The sequence below is a fragment of the Streptomyces sp. NPDC048338 genome, from assembly GCF_043201055.1.
Classification (GTDB): Bacteria; Actinomycetota; Actinomycetes; order Streptomycetales; family Streptomycetaceae; genus Streptomyces.
Map to the genome: position 1 here is coordinate 21,660 of NZ_JBICYQ010000009.1, position 17,159 is coordinate 38,818.

General features: G+C 74.3%; 15 protein-coding genes. 7 read left to right on the forward strand and 8 right to left on the reverse strand.

Annotated features, from left to right (window positions below):
* The first annotated feature begins 11 nt into the window (after positions 1–11).
* On the forward strand, positions 12–386 hold the full coding sequence (locus ACGFZF_RS21185; protein ID WP_393556245.1) for a GntR family transcriptional regulator: 375 nt from the start codon (positions 12–14) through the stop codon (positions 384–386).
* Positions 387–538: 152 nt separating this feature from the next.
* Here the strand turns inward: ACGFZF_RS21185 and ACGFZF_RS21190 are convergent, their stop codons facing one another.
* On the reverse strand, positions 539–1,684 hold the full coding sequence (locus ACGFZF_RS21190) for a DUF5925 domain-containing protein (RefSeq protein WP_393556247.1): 1,146 nt from the start codon (positions 1,682–1,684) through the stop codon (positions 539–541).
* 273 nt (positions 1,685–1,957) lie between these two features.
* Here ACGFZF_RS21190 and ACGFZF_RS21195 point away from each other — a divergent pair, with 273 nt between their 5' ends.
* Positions 1,958–2,767, forward strand: a complete 810-nt coding sequence (locus ACGFZF_RS21195; RefSeq protein ID WP_393556249.1) for an SGNH/GDSL hydrolase family protein — start codon at positions 1,958–1,960, stop codon at positions 2,765–2,767.
* On the opposite strand, the gene ACGFZF_RS21200 is transcribed toward ACGFZF_RS21195, so the two are convergent.
* Positions 2,751–4,364, reverse strand: coding sequence for a serine/threonine-protein kinase (locus tag ACGFZF_RS21200; protein WP_393556251.1), 1,614 nt, complete (start codon positions 4,362–4,364; stop codon positions 2,751–2,753). The two genes, ACGFZF_RS21195 and ACGFZF_RS21200, sit on opposite strands and share 17 nt — an antisense overlap.
* Before the next feature lie 337 nt (positions 4,365–4,701).
* Here ACGFZF_RS21200 and ACGFZF_RS21205 point away from each other — a divergent pair, with 337 nt between their 5' ends.
* On the forward strand, positions 4,702–4,965 hold the full coding sequence (locus ACGFZF_RS21205) for a hypothetical protein (protein ID WP_356601104.1): 264 nt from the start codon (positions 4,702–4,704) through the stop codon (positions 4,963–4,965).
* Between the two features lie 191 nt (positions 4,966–5,156).
* Here ACGFZF_RS21205 and ACGFZF_RS21210 read toward each other — a convergent pair whose 3' ends face one another.
* The 3 genes from ACGFZF_RS21210 to ACGFZF_RS21220 all read right to left on the reverse strand — a co-directional run bounded on the left by ACGFZF_RS21210 (position 5,157) and on the right by ACGFZF_RS21220 (position 8,227).
* Positions 5,157–6,353, reverse strand: a complete 1,197-nt coding sequence (locus ACGFZF_RS21210; protein ID WP_393556254.1) for a CaiB/BaiF CoA transferase family protein — start codon at positions 6,351–6,353, stop codon at positions 5,157–5,159.
* Between the two features lie 123 nt (positions 6,354–6,476).
* Positions 6,477–7,292 carry an ABC transporter permease gene (locus ACGFZF_RS21215; protein ID WP_393556256.1) on the reverse strand — a complete coding sequence of 272 codons (816 nt, stop codon included), beginning with the start codon at positions 7,290–7,292 and terminating at the stop codon, positions 6,477–6,479.
* Entirely contained in the window at positions 7,289–8,227 is a 939-nt protein-coding gene (locus ACGFZF_RS21220) for an ATP-binding cassette domain-containing protein (protein WP_393556258.1), read from the reverse strand. The genes ACGFZF_RS21215 and ACGFZF_RS21220 overlap by 4 nt, the downstream gene beginning before the upstream one ends.
* A 62-nt stretch (positions 8,228–8,289) precedes the next feature.
* Here ACGFZF_RS21220 and ACGFZF_RS21225 point away from each other — a divergent pair, with 62 nt between their 5' ends.
* A complete protein-coding gene (locus ACGFZF_RS21225) occupies positions 8,290–9,012 on the forward strand; it encodes a TetR/AcrR family transcriptional regulator (RefSeq protein ID WP_393556260.1) in 723 nt (240 codons plus the stop codon).
* A gap of 15 nt (positions 9,013–9,027) precedes the next feature.
* Here ACGFZF_RS21225 and ACGFZF_RS21230 read toward each other — a convergent pair whose 3' ends face one another.
* The 3 genes from ACGFZF_RS21230 to hmgA form a co-directional block, all read right to left on the reverse strand.
* Positions 9,028–10,239: a type ISP restriction/modification enzyme gene (locus ACGFZF_RS21230; RefSeq protein ID WP_393556261.1), complete on the reverse strand. Its 1,212-nt coding sequence runs from the start codon at positions 10,237–10,239 to the stop codon at positions 9,028–9,030.
* Positions 10,240–10,313: 74 nt separating this feature from the next.
* Positions 10,314–11,066, reverse strand: a complete 753-nt coding sequence (locus tag ACGFZF_RS21235; protein ID WP_393556262.1) for a GntR family transcriptional regulator — start codon at positions 11,064–11,066, stop codon at positions 10,314–10,316.
* A 23-nt stretch (positions 11,067–11,089) separates the two neighbouring features.
* Entirely contained in the window at positions 11,090–12,412 is a 1,323-nt protein-coding gene (hmgA, locus tag ACGFZF_RS21240; RefSeq protein ID WP_393556263.1) for a homogentisate 1,2-dioxygenase, read from the reverse strand.
* 153 nt (positions 12,413–12,565) lie between these two features.
* On the opposite strand from hmgA, the gene ACGFZF_RS21245 reads away from it, so the two are divergent.
* The 3 genes from ACGFZF_RS21245 to ACGFZF_RS21255 are packed head-to-tail and all read left to right on the forward strand — an operon-like array spanning position 12,566 to position 17,141.
* Positions 12,566–14,824 carry a right-handed parallel beta-helix repeat-containing protein gene (locus ACGFZF_RS21245; protein ID WP_393556265.1) on the forward strand — a complete coding sequence of 753 codons (2,259 nt, stop codon included), beginning with the start codon at positions 12,566–12,568 and terminating at the stop codon, positions 14,822–14,824.
* On the forward strand, positions 14,821–15,855 hold the full coding sequence (locus ACGFZF_RS21250) for a hypothetical protein (RefSeq protein ID WP_393556267.1): 1,035 nt from the start codon (positions 14,821–14,823) through the stop codon (positions 15,853–15,855). Before ACGFZF_RS21245 ends, ACGFZF_RS21250 begins: the two co-directional genes overlap by 4 nt.
* Positions 15,852–17,141, forward strand: a complete 1,290-nt coding sequence (locus ACGFZF_RS21255) for a hypothetical protein (RefSeq protein ID WP_393556269.1) — start codon at positions 15,852–15,854, stop codon at positions 17,139–17,141. The genes ACGFZF_RS21250 and ACGFZF_RS21255 overlap by 4 nt, the downstream gene beginning before the upstream one ends.
* Positions 17,142–17,159 lie beyond the last annotated feature (18 nt).

Below are 17,159 nucleotides of genomic sequence, written 5' to 3' on the forward strand. Positions count from 1 at the left end.
AGAATCGGGCCGTGACCTTGCGAATCAACGTGGACACCGGCGCCACCACCGCTCCGTACGAACAACTCCGCGCCCAGATCTCGGAGCGCGCCCGCTCAGGGGCGCTGCCCGTGGGCTACAAACTGCCGACGGTGCGCGGCCTCGCCGAGGACCTGGGCCTGGCGGCGAACACGGTCGCCAAGGCGTACAAGGCGCTGGAGGCGGACGGGGTGATCGAGACGCGCGGCCGGCACGGCACGTTCGTGGCCGCGGCGGGCGACGCGGCGGACCGGCTGGCGGCTGCCGCCGCGGCCGGCTACGCGGCGGAGGCCAGGCGGCTGGGGCTGACACGGGAGGCGGCCCGGGCGGCCGTCGAGGACGCGCTGCGGGCGGCCTACGGCGGCTGACCTGGGGCGGCCCGGCGCGGGGCCCGGGCGGCGGTCGGGGAGGACCGGCCGATCGCGCACCGGGAGCCGGAACCGTTCCGGCGGCGCCCGCCCGTCCCGATCCACGTCCCGACCCCCGTTCCGACCCCCGTTCCGGCGGCGCCGGCCCCGGCTCACAGGTAGAGGCCGGCCTCCGGGGCGCGGGAGCCGGGGACGCCGGCCGCGGGTGTGCCCCGGCGCAGCGCGAACAGCTCCGCGAGCGTGGCTCCTTCGCGCCCGATCCCCTCCTCGGTGCCGAGCCAGGTGGCCGCCTCGTGGTGCGTCAGGGCGCCCACTTCGACCCGCGCCAGGCACCGGCCCGGGCGGACGACCGCCGGGTGCAGCCGCTCCAGGTCCTCGTTGGTCGTGACGCCGACGAGGACGTTGCGCCCCTGCCCGAGGAGACCGTCCGTCAGGTTGAGCAGCCGGGACAGCGCCTGGCCGGCGGTGTGCTTCGCCTCGCCGCGGATCAGCTCGTCGCAGTCCTCCAGGAGCAGCAGCCGCCACCGCCCCTTGGCCGTGCCCTCGTCCTCGCCGATCGCGATGTCCATCAGGTAGCCGACGTCGTTGAAGAGCCGCTCGGGGTCCAGGACGCAGTCCACCTGGCACCAGTCCCGCCAGGAGCGGGCGAGGGTACGCAGCGCCGAGGTCTTGCCGGTCCCCGGCGGCCCGTGGAGGAGCAGCAGACGCCCCGCGATGTCGTCCGGGGTGACCTTCATCAGCCCGTCCATCGCGTCGGCCACCGGCGCCGTGTAGTTGGGGCGGATCTCCTCCCAGGTGCCGGCGCTGATCTGACGGGTCGTGCGGTGCGGGCCGCGCCGGGGCGAGACGTACCAGAAGCCCATCGTCACGTTCTCGGGCTGCGGTTCGGGATCGTCCTTCGCCCCGTCCGTCGCCTCCCGCAGGATCTTCTCCGCGAGGTCCGGGTCCGTCGCGGTGACGGTGACGTCCGCGCCCCGGTTCCAGCGCGAGACGAGTAGCGTCCAGCCGTCGCCCTCGGCGAGTACGGCACGGCGGTCGTCGTCCTTGGCGGCGCGCAGCACGTGGGCGCCGGCCGGCAGCAGGGTCGCGGCCGGCTTCACGCGGTCCAGGGTGGTGCTGTGGGAGTGCGGCTGCTCGCCGGTCGCGAAGCGGCCGAGGAACAGCGCGTCGACGACGTCGGCGGGGGAGTCGCTGTCGTCGACGTTGAGCCGGATCGGCAGCGCCCGCCGCGGGTCGGTCGATTCCGACGGCCCCGGTGGCCCGGACGGTACGGGCGATGTGGCAGACATGGCGCCCATGATCCGGCAACCGGGCATTTCGCGCACGGTGTTTTGAACGGGACGCTCCGCGCGTCGTATCGGACCACGTCACCGGCTTGAACCCGCTGCTCCATCCGGGGATTTCGAGCCACTCGGCCAGGGCCGTCGGCGCCCCCGAAAGCGGCTTGGGGGGCGGGTTCGTGACGGCGTCTCAGTGAGCGCTTTCCAAACGTTCTTGGCATGGACACTTCCAGAGCGTCGGGTCCGCTGCTACTACCTAGTAACGCAGAGATCCTGCTACAGGGAGGTTTCATGAAACTGTCGCGCATCACGGCGTTCACGTCCTCACTCCTGCTCGGCACCGTCCTCGCCCTCACCACCGGCGCGGGGGCCGCCCAGGCCGCCGAGACCGCCGCACTCGACTACGTGGCTCTCGGTGACTCCTACTCCTCCGGTGTGGGGGCCGGGAGTTACGACAGCGCCAGCGGCAACTGCAAGCGCTCCACGCGCGCCTTCCCGGTTCTCTGGGCGAACGCGAACTCCCCCTCCTCCTTCGCCTTCACCGCCTGCTCGGGCGCCCGAACGGGTGATGTGACGAGCAGCCAGCTCGGTCCCCTGTCCGCCGCCACCGACCTCGTCTCGATCACCATCGGCGGCAACGACGCCGGCTTCGCGGACGTCATGACGACCTGTGTCCTCCAGTCCGAATCCACCTGCATCAACCGCGTCAATCAAGCCAAGGGCTACGTCGACAGCACCCTGCCCGGGAAGCTCGACGCGGTGTACTCGGCGATCAGGACCAAGGCCCCCGCCGCCCGGGTCGTCGTCCTCGGCTACCCCCGCTTCTACAAGCTCGGCGGCGGCTGCATCGCCGGACTGAGCGAGAACGAGCGGACCGCCATCAACAACGCCGCCGACTACCTCAACGCGGCCACCGCCAAGCGCGCGGCCGACCACGGCTACACCTTCGCGAGCGTCGTCCCCACCTTCACCGGACACGAGATCTGTTCCGGCTCGGCCTGGCTGCACAGCGTCAACTGGCTCAACATCGGCGAGTCCTACCACCCCACCGCCTCCGGGCAGTCCGGGGGCTACCTGCCCTCCTTCAGGAGCGCGGCGTAACCGCACCCCCCGCGCCGGTGGCCCCGCCCGTCGGGGTCGCCGGTGCGCAGGTCACCGAGAACGCCTCCCAGTCCGACTCGACCCGGGCCGGTGCGCGGACCTCCAGCCGGACCCGGTCGCGATGCGCCCCGGCGCCCCGATCCGCCGTCTCCGTGTGGTCCAGCTGCCGCGAGGCCGGGCCGCCTTCGGGGAACTCCAGCTTCCGCCAGTCGGAGTCGGACCCCTCGCCGCTCTCCGTGACCCAGCGGTACTCGACCGAGGCGGGTGTCCGTCCCACCGCCACGGCCGCCGTGAACGCGGGCGCGGCGTCCTGCGGCGGCGGGCACGGGCCGGTGTACCGCGCGCGCACGGCGGTCACGAACACCTGCACCGTCTGAGCCGGCGGTGTGGGGCTCCCGCTCGTCGGCCCGCTCGTCGTGGGGCTCGGCGTCGGGCTCGCCGAGGCCGTCCCCTCCGACGGGGCCGACGAGGCGCTCGTCGGGGCGGTGGTGGTCGCGGGCGCGCCGGTCGTGGTCCCGCCGCCCGGAGGCGTACCGCCGGGCTCGTCGTCCCGCAGCAGTACGTACGCCAGCCCGCCCACGGCCAGCAGCAGGAGGGCGATCGCGACGGCGAGCACCACGACGGCACGCCTCTGCCGCTCCTCGTCCACCCCGCGCCGCGCGAGCGTCGGCGACTCGCCCCCGGGTCCGCGGGCCGGCGTCGGCGGAGGGGCGGGGGCGCCCCCCTCGGGTGATCCCGCCGGCCGTGCCGCGCCGGCCGGCTCCGCCCGCACCGGCCCCGAACGCGGCGTCCCGCCCGCCCCCACCAGCCGCAACTGCCGCTCGGCCTCGGCGGCCTGCAGACGCTCCTCCGGATCCTTGCGCAGCAGCCCCTCGATCACCGGGGCCAGCGCGCCGGCCCGGAGCGGCGGCGTCGGCTCCTCGTCCACCACGGCCCGCAGGGTGTCGAGCGCCGAGTCCCCACGGAACGGCGGACGGCCCTCCACGGCGCGGTACAGCAGCACCCCGAGCGACCACAGGTCCGAGGCGGGACCCGGGGTGCGCCCGAGCGCCCGCTCCGGAGCCAGGTACTCGGGCGACCCGACGAGCTCCCCGGTCATCGTCAGCGGGGAGGTCCCCGCCACGGTCGCGATGCCGAAGTCGGTCAGCACGACCCGGCCGTCGTTGGACATCAGGACGTTGCCCGGCTTCACGTCCCGGTGCAGGACCCCCGCCTCGTGCGCCGCGCGCAGGGCCGCCAGCACCTCGGCGCCGACGTGGGCGGCGCGCTGCGGGGGCATCGGGCCCTCCGCGTCCAGGACCTCGGCGAGGGTGAGCCCGGGGACCAGCTCCATCACGATCCACGGGCGGTCGTCCTCGGTGGCCACGTCGTAGACCGTCACGACGTTGCGGTGCGAGATCCGGGCCGAGGCCCACGCCTCCCGTTCCAGGCGGGCGTACAGCCGGCGCCGGTCGTCGGCGGGGAGTCCGGCCGGGGCGCGGACCTCCTTGACGGCGACGTCACGGGCCAGGGCCTCGTCCCGGGCCCGCCAGACGGTCCCCATGCCGCCCTCGCCGAGCACGTCCAGGAGCCGGTACCGCCCTGCGATCACGGTCATGGCGCGTCCCCTGTCCGGCGATGGGTGCAGTGGGGCATATCTGCCCCCGGGCGGGGTACTTCGAACTCACCCGGCCGGGTTCACGTTGATCTTGGTGGTGGAGATCACACACCGTCAGGTGATCAGGAGTGACGACCTTGAGTGCAGGATGGTTCGTGACGGTTCGGCAGGTGTTCGATCGCTGTCCAACTCGCCCTGGAATCACACGGATTCGGAGAGTGACCGTCAACCCCCGTACGAGTGTGGTCAATCGCGTCGTCGGGATACACGGGTGTCACAGCGGGGCGATAGGGTTAACCTGCCCGGGCCGGGTGCCCTCGTTAGGGTGGGGAGTGACATGGAACAGATAGCAATGCGCAGCAGGCCGCGAGTGCCTGCCATCACCTGCGGTAGCAGCGCGACCAGTTCGCGGCTCGACCGTCATCTCGCGGTGCTCGGCGGCCCCGCCGTGCCGCAGCGCGAGGCGGCCGAGGCGACGCTGCTGATGCGCGAACTGACCGCGCGCGACCGCACGCACAGCCGTCGCAGCAAGAGCGCGCGCGTCTCGCTCTTCGCCCCGCTGCGCCGCCTGCGCCGCTCGCTCTTCGGCAACCACGGCTGACGGGCCGGACCGGTCGGACCGGGACGCCGCGTGCTCCCCGCACGCGCACCCCGCCCGCTCCCCGCTCGGCCCGACCGCCGTCCTCCGCCTCACCAGCACGATCGCGGGCATCTGTTCCGCCTCCGGGTCCCGCCCGGGAAGCCGGCGGAACAGATGAACGCACCCGACGGCGCCGCCTCCCCCGGTGTCCGTCAGGCCACCACGCCCCGCTCGCGCAGCTCCCGCAGCTCGCCCTCGGCGACCCCCAGCTCCCCGAGCACCTTCGCGGTGTCCTCGCCCAGCGCCGGGATGCGGCCCATGCGCGGCTCCGGCCCGTCCGGGAACGTCACCGGCGGGAGCAGCGCACGCAGTGACCCGACCGGCGAGTCCACGGAACGCCAGCGGTCCCGCGCCGCGAGCTGCGGGTGTTCCGCCAGGTCCGCGACGGTGTTGAGCCGCGCGCAGGCGATGCCCGCCGCCTCCAGCCGCGCCAGCGCCTGGGCCGCGTCGAGCGGCGCCAGCGCCGCCGCGACCGCCTCGTCGGTCCTGCCGCGGCCGGCCACCCGCGCCGTGTTCGTGGCGAACTCGGGGTCGTCCGCGAGCTCCGGCCGCTCCAGCACCCGTTCGGCGAGACGCCGCCATTCGCGGTCGTTCTGCACGGACAGCAGCACCAGGCTCCCGTCCGCGGTCGGGTAGGCGTCGTACGGCGCGATGACGGCGTGCGCCAGACCCGTACGCGCCGGGGCCGTGCCCCCGTGCATCACATGGTGCAGAGGGTGACCCATCCACTCGGCCAGCGCGTCCAGGAGCGAGACCTCCACCGGGCCGCCGCGTCCGGTGGTGCCGCGCCGGACCAGCGCGGCGAGGACGCCCGTGTACGCGTACATCCCGGCCGCGATGTCGGCCGCCGGGACACCCGACTTGACCGGCTGGTCCGGCGTCCCGGTCACCGACACGAGCCCCGCCTCGCACTGGACGAGCATGTCGTAGGCCCGCTTGTCCGCGTACGGCCCGCCCGGGCCGTACCCCGAGACGTCGACCGCGATCAGCCGCGGATGCGCGGCGCACAGGGTGGCGGCGTCCAGGCCGAGCCGGGCCGCCGCGCCCTGGGCCAGGTTCTGCACGAACACGTCGGCCCCGGCGACCAGCCGCCGGACCAGGGCGAGCCCCCGCGGATCCTTGAGATCGACCGCGACCGACTCCTTGCCCCGGTTGCACCAGACGAAGTGCGAGGCGAGTCCGCCGGCCGCCGTGTCGTACCCGCGCGCGAAGTCGCCGCCGTCCGGGCGCTCGATCTTGACGACCCGGGCGCCGAGGTCGGCCAGCTGGCGGGTGGCGAAGGGGGCGGCCACGGCCTGTTCGACCGCGACGACCGTGATCCCCTCCAAGGGGAGTGGCTGAGTGCTCATGGAAGCCCTGCCTACCCTGCGGATACCGCCGTTGTCACCTGCCGACCGTTCCTCGGTCACCCGGCGCGGGCGGGCGCCCGCGCGGAGCGGGCGCGGCTCACCCGGCGGCCGCCCCGCACCGGCTCACCCGCGCGCGTACCGGCGTACGGCGGGCGGCGCGAAGAGGGCGATCAGGAGCAGGGACCAGAGCACCGCCCCGGCCACCGGATGCGCCACCGGCCAGGCGGCGTCCGCGGGAGCGGACGCGTTGCCGAAGAGCTCGCGCACCGCCGTCGTCACCGCCGAGATCGGGTTCCACTCGGCCACCGTGCGCAGCCATCCCGGCAGACCTTCGGTCGGGATGTACGCGTTGGACAGCAGCGGCAGCATGAACGAGGCGCTGCCGAGCTGGCCGGCGGCCTCCTCGCTGCGCGAGGAGAGGCCCAGCAGGATGCCCGCCCAGGTCGTCGCGAAGCGGAAGAGGAGCAGCAGCCCGACGGCGCCGAGCGCCTCCCAGGCCGTCCCCTCGATCCGCCAGCCCATCGCCAGCCCGGTGAGCAGCAGGGGCACCATGCCGACCGCGCTGACGAGCACGTCCGCGAGCGCCTGGCCGAGCGGCACCGCGGCCCGGCTCATCGGAAGGGTCCGGAACCGGTCCATCACCCCCCGGTGGGCGTCCTGCGCGGCCTGCATCATGCCGGTCATGAGGCCGCCGGCCGCCGTCGCCACGAGCAGGCCCGGCACCAGGAAGGCGCGGTAGTCCGCGCCGGGCATCGCGAGCGCGCTGCCGAAGACGTACCCGAAGAACAGGAGGAAGACGATCGGCATCGTCTGGGTGAGGACGACGATCGCCGGGGCGTGCCGGACCCGCCGCAGGTGCCGGCCGAGCATCGCCCACCCGTCGGCCAGCGCCGCCCGCGCGGACGGCGCCTCCGTCCCGCCCTGGACCCATGCGCTCATGCCGCGAGCTCCTTCCGGTGCGTGAGGCGCAGGAACACCTCGTCGAGGGTGGGCGGGCGCAGGCTCGCGTCGACGATCCCGACGCCGGCCGCGTCCACCGCCCGGACGAGCCGCGGCAGGGTGAGGGTGGCGTCCGTGGTCACCACGCCGACCGTGCGGCGCTCGGGGTCCAGCACCGGCGCGGAGCCGGTGAGCTGGTCCAGGACGGCGGCCGCGGCGGTGAGCAGGGCGGGGTCGGCGACCACCACCTCCGCGCGGTTGCCGATCGCGGCCTTCAGTTCGGCCGGGGTGCCCCGGTGGGCGGCCCGGCCCTCGTCGATCAGCACGATGTCGTCGGCGAGCTGATCGGCCTCCTCCAGGTACTGGGTGGTGAGCAGCACGGTCGTGCCCTGGGACGCCAACCCCCGTACGGCGTCCCAGATCCCGTTCCGGCTGTGCGGGTCCAGCCCGGTGGTGGGCTCGTCGAGGAAGAGGACCCGGGGCGGCACGAGGAGGCTCGCGGCCAGGTCCAGCCGGCGGCGCATGCCGCCCGAGTAGGTCCGGGCGGGCCGCCCGGCGGCCTCGGCCAGGCCGAACCGCTCCAGGAGTTCGTCGGCGCGGGCGCGCGGGGCGCGCAGCAGCCGGGCGAAGAGCCGCAGGTTCTCGGCGCCCGTGAGGTCGCCGTCGACCGAGACGTGCTGCCCGGTGACCGCGATGCGCCGGCGCACTCCCGCCGGATCCCGGACGACGTCGTGCCCGGCGACCCGCGCGCTGCCCCCGTCGGGGGCGACCAGGGTGGTCAACACCCGTACGGCGGTGGACTTGCCCGCGCCGTTCGGGCCGAGGACGCCGCAGACCGTGCCTTCCGGGACGGCCAGATCGAGCCCGCGCAGGGCATGGACCTCCCCATAGCGCTTCTGCAGACCTTCACTAAGTACAGCGTACGTAGTAGTCATGGCCTGACCATACCCCACTACGTACGGCGTACGTAACTACGATGGAGGCGAGGTGATGATCCATGGCGGGCCGAGCGGCCGAACCCGAAGTGATCTGGGCGCGCCCCGAGCGCGCGGGTCGCGGCCCCAGGCCGGCGTACAGCCGTGCCGACATCGTGGCCGCGGCGGTGCGCATCGCCGACGCCGACGGCATCGACGCGGTCTCGATGCGCCGGATCGCGGCCGAGGTCGGCTGCGGCACGATGTCGCTCTACAACTACGTGCCGCGCAAAGAGGATCTGTACGAGCTGATGGTCGACGCCGTCAGCGCGGAGTACGAACTGCCCGACCCGCCGAGCGGCGACTGGCGGGCCGACATGCTCGCCGTGGGCCGCCAGGCCCGGGCGATCCTGCGCCGCCACCCCTGGGTGATCCGGCTGATGACGACCGCGTACGCCTTCGGCCCCCAGGCCCTGCGCTTCCTGGAAGGATGCCTGGCGTGCCTGGACGGGCTCGACCTCCCCGGCGGCACCAAGATGGAGCTGATCGCGACGGTCAACGGTACCGTGATGACGATCGTCGCCAACGAACTCGCCCTCGCCGAGCGGGCCCGGGGGCTTCCCTGGTCCGAGGAACAGGAACAGGCCGTGCGCGGCGCCTATCTGATGGGACGGCTCGCCGAGGGCGGCCACCCGCGACTGGCCGCGGTCCTGAGCGAGTCCGGCGGCGCGCCGCTCGACCCCGAGGAGATCTTCGAACGGACGCTGGGGCGGGCGCTCGACTCGTTCGTGGTGGGTTCGGCCTGATCGGCAGGGCACCCCCTAAAGCAGCGCGAACTGGCCCTCCGGGCCTTCCTCCTGGTGGTCGAGGACGGATGCCGGGCGGCGCGCCGCCGCCGGTACCGGGAGCACCCCGGCCGCCCGGAGCTCCGCGCGGGTCGTGCCCGGGTGCGCGGCGAGCGCCGCACGCTCCGGCTCCCGCTGGGCCAGCAGCGCGAGCACCGTGATCAGCTCCAGCAGCTCCGAGGTCCACTCCTGGGGCCAGGCCGCCGGGCCCATCGCCTCCAGACTGCCCGGCTCGGCCTGCGCCGTACGGTGCGCGAACCACTGCTCCAGCATCCGCGCGCCCGACACGTGGAAGTCCCATGCCTCGGCGGGCACGGGGGAGATCCGGCCCTCGTCCAGCTCCAGGGTCTCCTGGCCCGCGTCGTACGCCACCGTGGCCGGCCGGGCCGGGATCGGGGCCCGCACGTAGGGCCGACGCCCGCCCGGCAGTCGCGGCTTCTCGCCACCGTGTGCGCCGCGCAGCTGGATGTCGGTGAGGCGCCGCCCGAGCTCCACGCCCGAGCGCCAGACGTCGGGGTCGCGTGGCAGCGGCACCCGGCACCCGGCGGGGGAGGGGAGCGCCGCCGCCACCACCCAGGCCGACAGGTCCGCGGCCGTGACGGCCTGCCCGTACCGCTCGCACAGCAGGGGCAGCAGACCGGGCGTGACGTTGGGCTCCAGACCGCCGGGGCGGCGGAACAGGGGGCGGATCCTGCCCGGCCGTCCGGCCGGCGAGCGGCCGTCGGGCACCGCGGCGGTCACCAGCAGCGCGGGCCCGGTGGCGCCCGGCACGTGACCCTGCTCGACGACGAACAGCTGGGAGGCGTCGGCGACCCGCCACAGCTCGGGCCGGGCGTTGTCGATCAGCCGGTGGTCGGGGAGCAGCCACTGTTCGTCGAAGGGCCCGTGGGCGAGGCGTACGGGTGCGGGGCAGGGGCCGTCCTCGCGGGCGAACCGGCCGGTGCCGGTGCGCTGACCCGGCAGCGCGGCCACCGAACTCGCCGTCGTACGCGCCCTGCTGGGGCGGAACAGCTCCTCCCGCTCGTCCCCGCGGGCGGCCACCAGCCGCTCCCAGCGGGCCCGCAGCGTGCGGACGTCGGGCGCCACGATCCAGGACCGCCCGAGCCGCAGCGGTGCCACGGACCAGGGCATGAGCTCGTCGAGCAGCGGCATGTCGTCGAGCCGCGGGTCTTCGGTCACGCCCCGCATGCTAAAGCGTGTTGCGGAAGTCCCTCCCCTGGGCTCCGCCCGGGAGGTGCCCCCGGCCCGCGGTGCACCGGTGCTCAGTGCTGGGCCTCGACCGTGACCGTGAAGGAGAAGCGGTCGCCGCGGTAGCGGATCCGGGCCACGTCCACGACCCGGCCGTCCTCGTCGTACGTCACGCCCGTGTAGTGCAGGATCGGCGACAGCAGCGGCACCTGGAGCAGCGCCGCCGTCTCCGGGTCCGCGAGCCGGGCCTCGACCGTGTCCGTGATGCGGCTGATCCGGACACCCACCACGTCCCGCAGCACCTTCGTCATCGGCCAGCGTTCCAGGTCCGCCGGATCCACCGCGGCCGCCAGCTCGGGCCGCACGGCGTTCTCCGCCCAGTTGGTGGGTTCGCCGCTCTCGCCGTCGCAGCGCAGCCGCCGGTACGCGACCACCTCCGGCAGGTCCGGGAAGTACTCGGCCAGCTCTCCCGGCACCGGCTCGGTGCCGTGACCGAGCACCGTCGTCCGCTCGCCCGACTGCTGGGCCACGATCGCGTCGATCGAGCCGAGCAGCCGGCGAGGGGTCGAACGACGGGCGCCCGGCTCGATGAACGTGCCGCGCCGCCGGTGCCTGCTGATCAGCCCCTCCTCCTCCAGCTCTTTGAGGGCCTGGCGCATGGTCAGCACGCTGACGCCGTAGTGCGTCGCGAGCTGCTCCTCGGTGGGCAGCCGCAGGGAGGCGTCGGGCGTGCGGCCGAGTATGGACGCGCGCAGGGACTGCGAGACCTGGTACCAGAGCGGCAGCTTGCGGTTCAGGACCAGGGAGTCGGGGGCGAAGGCGGTCACGGCGTTCTCCGTACTACGGCGTACTACGACCGGAAGTGGCGCTCAAGACCCTGCCACACGTCGTCGTACCCCTTCTGCAGATGGTCGGCGTTCGCCGCCTGCGCGGTGGCCGTGACGGGCCAGCGGGTCTCGAACATGAAGGCCAGGCCGTCGTCGATCTTCTGCGGCTTCAGCTTGGCGGCGCTCGCCCGGTCGAAGGTCTCCCGGTCCGGGCCGTGCGCGGACATCATGTTGTGCAGCGAACCGCCGCCGGGCACGAAGCCCTCCGCCTTCGCGTCGTAGGCGCCCTCGATCAGGCCCATGTACTCGCTCATCACGTTGCGGTGGAAGTACGGCGGGCGGAAGGTGTCCTCGCCCACCAGCCAGCGCGGGGCGAAGACCACGAAGTCGACGCCCGCCAGGCCGGGGGTGTCGGACGGCGAGGTGAGCACCGTGAAGATCGACGGGTCCGGGTGGTCGTACGAGATCGTCCCGATGACGTTGAAACGGTGCAGGTCGTAGACGTAGGGCGTGTGGTTGCCGTGCCAGGCGACGACGTCCAGCGGGGAGTGGGTGTAGGTCGCGGACCAGAGGTTGCCGCAGTACTTGTTGACGACCTCGACCGGGCCCTCGACGTCCTCGTAGGCGGCGACCGGCGCGCGGAAGTCGCGGGCGTTGGCCAGACCGTTGGCGCCGATCGGGCCGAGGTCGGGGAGCTGGAAGGGGGCTCCGTAGTTCTCGCAGACGTAGCCGCGGGCGCTCTCGTCGAGCAGGTCGACGCGGAAGCGGACGCCGCGCGGGATCAGCGCGATCTCTCCCGGGCGGACGGCGAGCAGGCCGAGCTCGGTGCGCAGGAGGAGGCCGCCGCGCTCCGGCACGATCAGCAGCTCGCCGTCGGCGTCGCTGAACACCCGGTCCATGGAGGCGTTGGCGTGGTAGAGGTGCACGGCCATGCCGGTCCGCTGGGTCGTGTCGCCGTTGCCGCCGAGCGTCCACAGACCGGCCAGGAAGTCGGTGCCGGGCGCGGGGTCGGGCAGCGGGTTCCAGCGCAGCCGGTTCGGGTCGGGGACGGCCTCGGTGAAGGGGGCGGACCGCAGCGCGCCGTTGTCGGCCCGGGTGAACGGCGGGTGCGCGGCCGACGGGCGGATCCGGTACAGCCACGAGCGGCGGTTGTGGGCGCGCGGCTCGGTGAACGCGCTGCCGCTCAGCTGCTCGGCGTACAGGCCCAGCGGTGCGCGCTGCGGCGAGTTCCGCCCGTGCGGCAGTGCGCCCGGTACCGCCTCCGAGCCGTGCTCGTTGCCGAAACCGGTGCTGTACGCCAGCGACTCGGCCGTCTTTCTCGCCTGCGCTGTGGTCTCCGTGGTCATCGCCCGCTCCTGTCCTGAGCCCGCAAGGGAATCCTATGGATGACCGTAGGATTCCGCGACCGCTCACGTCAACGGGATCCCGGCAGGTCTCGATTCGACGTGGTGCGTGCACGGGGGGTTCCAAAAGATGAACATTGCTCTACTCTCACGCCCATGTCGTGGACCCGCAGGCTCCTTGTCGCGCTCTCGGTCGTTCTCGCGGCGCTCGCCGCCGCGCTCGTCACCGCCCCCGGGGCCCTGGCCCACGAGGAGCGGCCCGTCACCTTCCCCGACGGCTCCGGCAGCGTGCCGGTGCTGCGCACGGGGGAGCCCGATCTCCTGGTCTGCAAGACCGACCGGGCCGACTTCGCGCGCCGGACGGCCGGCTTCCCGGCCGATCTCCGGGCCCGGAACCAGGCCCTCTTCGAACGCTGCGCCCGCACCGGACACCGCCACCTCCAGCAGGCCGTCGACGCCGTCGACCGCCCCGGCATGACCATCGCCGTCCTGCCCGGCCTGTACGAGGAGGAGCCCTCCCTCGCCCCGCCGGCCGGCGCCTGCGCCACGCTGAAGGCGCCCAAGTCGGCGCTCGGCTACCAGATCCTGTCGTACGAGCAGCAGAAGCAGTGCCCCCACAACCAGAACCTGGTCGCGATCCTCGGCAAGAAGAACCTCCAGATCGAGGGCACCGGAGCGTCACGCCTCGACGTCGTCGTGGACGCCAAGTACGCCAAGCTCAACGCCATCCGGGCCGACGAGTCGGACGGGATCTACTTCCGCAACTTCACCGCACAGCGCACCACCTTCAACTCGCTGTACGTGCTCGCGGGCGACGGGTTCGTCATCGACGACGTCCTGACCCGGTGGAACGACGAGTACGGCTTCCTGACCTTCGCCTCCGACCACGGCCTGTACAAGAACTGCGAGTCCTACGGCAACGGCGACTCCGGCATCTACCCCGGCTCGGCCTCCGACATCAACGACGGCCGCGGCTACGACGTCCCGCGCCACTCGATCGAGATCACCGGCTGCCGCAGCCACCACAACATGGTCGGCTACTCCGGCACGGCCGGGGACTCCGTCCACGTCCACGACAACGAGTTCGACCACAACATGGGCGGCGCCTCCATGGACTCCGCCTTCCCCGGGCACCCCGGCCTCCCGCAGAACCACGCCCGCTTCGAGCGCAACCTGATCCACGACAACAACCAGAACTACTACCGGTACGTCGCCGACGGCACCTGCGCCAAGCCGCCGGTGGAGCGCGGCTACGAGCAGGGCGTCGTCTGCCCGCAGATCTCCATGCCGCCCGGCACCGGCATCATCACCGCGGGCGGCAACTGGAACCTCTACGAGAACAACTGGGTGTACGGGCACCAGCGCGCCGCCTTCTTCCTCAGCGCGGTCCCCGCCTTCATCCGCGGCGAGTCGGCGTGGGGCAAGCAGACCGACACCTCCCACCACAACCGCTACGCCGGGAACCGCCTGGGCGTCGACGCGTCCGGCGCCTCCCGCCCCAACCGCACGGACGTGTGGTGGGACGGCCAGGGCGGCGGCAACTGCTGGCAGGTCGACGCGGAGGTCTCCACCCCGGGCTCGCTGCCCGAGTGCGGAGCCCGCTGGGGCGAGGTCTCCGGGAACACCGACCGGCTGGTCGGCGAACCGGTCAAGATCGCCCAGCTCCTGGTCTGCGCCGACTACAACGTCCAGGCGCGGCGGCTGCCGGCCGGCTGCGACTGGTACGGCGCCCGCGGCGTCCAGCGCGTCGAGACCCAGCTGGCCCTGGCCTGTTCGCTCGTCCTGGCGCTGGTGGGCGGCATCCTGTGGTGGCGCCGGCTGCGCGGCAGCCGGCTCGCCGGAACGGCGACCCTGCTGGGCCTCGCGGGCCTGGTCCTGGACGTGGCCGGGTCGACCCTGCGGCTCACCCCGGGCCCGCTGCCCGCGCTGGCACTGCTCCTGATCGGCGCCTGGTGGGTCGGCGTGGGCCTCGCGCTGCGCCCCACGCGCCCCGCCTTCGCCTGGACCACGCTCGCCCTCGGCGCCCTCACGCTCCTCGACGCCTTCGACAAGGCCGTCCTGATGATCCCCTGGATCCCGCTCAGCCCGGCCTGGCTGCGTGTGCTCCTCGCGGTGGTGTGGGTGCTCTGGGCCGTGATCGCCGCGGGCCGCACCACGAGCCCCGCCCCGGACGGCGGTACGGCACCGGGCGGCGGTACGGCACGGGACACCGCGGTCCCGGGCACCGAGGCGGCCGACGCGGTGGCGACGGGCGCAACGGTTCCGGGCGCGGCGGTCTCGGGCCCCGCGAACCCCGCGCAGTCCAGCGCGGCGCCCACCTCCTCGCCGGGCTCCGCACAGCCCACCGCGGCGAACCCCGCCACCGAGCCCCCCGAGCGGCCGGGCACGGATCTCCCGGCCGGCGGTGCGGCGTGAGGGCCGGAACGACGCCACCTTCGGGCGGCGACACCGACCCCGCCCGCGGCGATTTCACGGGTCACTCCGCCCGCGGCGCCGATCCGGTCGGCACAGCCCGCGGCGCCCGGCGCAGCGGGCCCGGCGGGCGCACCGGGCCCGCCCGGCCCGCCCGGCCCGCCCGGCAGGGCGACCGTACGGCAGCGCGCCCTGCCGCGACCCGCGGCACGGCAGCGCGCCCCGCCGCCTCCGTGGCCGTCGTCCTCGCCGTCGTCCTGACCGCCCTTCTCGCCGGCGGCTGCGGCGGGCGGGCCACGACCCACCACAAGCCGGGGACCACTCATCAGGAGGCGACCGGGAGCAGCGGCACGCTGCTCGCGGCGAAGGACGAGTCCGGGCACCGGCTGCGGGAGGTGCCGGCCACCGGTGCCCCCGCCGTGCGGGTCGAGGCGCGGCCCGACTCCGAGGGCGGCTGGAACATCCACCTCACCGTGGAGAGGTTCCGCTTCACCCCGGAGAGCGTCGGCGGCGCCGCCATCCCGGGCCGGGGGCACGCCCGGCTCCTCGTCGACGGACGCGAGACCGCCCGTCTCTACGGCCCCTGGCACCATGTCCCCGCCGGCGCCCGCACCCTGACCGTCCGCCTCCACGCGGACGACCACACCGTGTGGGCCGTCGCCGGGAAGCCCGTGGAGGCCACCCTCCGCCCGGGCGCCGCGGCCGCCCCCACACCGGCCCCCGCGCCGACGGCGGCGTCCTCGGCTCCGTCCCCCTCGCCGACCGCCGACCCCGGCCGCACCGTCGCCATCACCGTCACCGGCACCTCGGTCCGGCCCCGCCCCTCCCGCATCGAGCTGAAGAAGGGCGACCGCCTCACCCTCCGGGTCACCGCCGACCGCGCCGACACCCTGCACGTCCACGGCTACGACCGCGAACTCGCCCTCCAGCCGGGCCGGCCGGGCACGATCAGCCTCACCGTCGACCGCACCGGCCTCTTCGACGTCGAGACCCACGAGTCCGGACTCGTCCTGACCCAACTCGTCGTCCGGTGACCGCCGCCCCTCCCGTCCCCTTCCTGCCGCTCGCCCACGGCGTCGGCTCCCGGCACGACCTCCCGCTCTCGCCCTTCTACGCCTACGCCGGCGCCTTCGCCGCGCTCTTCGTCTCCTTCCTCGCCCTCGGCCTCCTCTGGTCCGCCTCCCGTTTCCGGGGGGCGGCCGCCGGCCGCCCCCTGCCCGCCGCCGTCCAGCGCGTCGCCGACGCCCGGGCCACCCGCGTCGCCCTGCGCGCGCTCGGCCTCGCCGCCGCCGTCACCGTCCTGCTGCACCTCCTCCTCGGCCCCGACGACCCCGACCGCAATCCCGCGCCCGGCGCCGTCTACGTCCTCCTCTGGGTCGGACTCGTCCCCGCCTCCCTTCTCCTCGGCCCCGTCTGGCGCCTCCTCAACCCGCTGCGCGCCGTCCACTCCCTGCTGCCCGCACCGCGCACCCCGCGGCCCCTGCCCGCCGCCGTCGGCATCCGTCCGGCCGCCGCCGGCCTCCTCCTCTTCGCCTGGCTCGAACTCGCCGCACCCGAACCGGCGGCCACCCCCACCCTGCTGGCCTTCCTCGCCGTGCACGCGGGCGTGCAGCTCCTCGGCGCGGCCCGCCACGGCGCCCGCTGGTTCGCCCACGCCGACCCCTTCGAGGTCTACTCCTCCCTCCTCGCCCGGCTCTCCCCGCTCGGCCGCCGCGCCGACGGCCGGCTCGTCCTGCGCTCGCCCTTCGACGGCCTGGACTCCACCCCCCAGACCCCCGGCCTGGTCGCCTGCGTCTGCGTCCTCCTCGGCTCCACCGCCTACGACGGCCTGTCCGACAACCCCCGCTGGCTCACCGCTCTCCAGACCTCCCCCCTCGGTCCGACCGTCACCGCCACCCTCGGCCTGCTCGCCACCGTCGCCCTCGTCGCCGCCCTCTACGGCCTCTGCGCCGGCGCCCTGCGCCTGATGAACCGCTCGCTGACCCGCCCCCTCACCGCCTTCGCCCACTCCCTCCTGCCGATCGCCCTCGGCTATCTCGTCGCCCACTACTTCACACTCCTCGTGACCGAAGGGCCACGTACCGTCATGATGGCAGCGGGCACTGACAACGCCCCCGCCCCGGACCCGCCCCTCGCCCCCGGCGGCCTCGCGACCCTCCAGGTCGCCGCCATCGTCACCGGCCACGTCCTCGGTGTCGTCGCCGCCCACGACCGCTCGGTCCGCCTCTTCCCGCCCGCCCGGGCGGTGGCGGGCCAACTGCCGCTGTTCGCGCTGATGATCGCGTACACCCTCGGCGGTATCGGACTGCTCATCGCCTGACCCCGAGCGGAGCGGCAT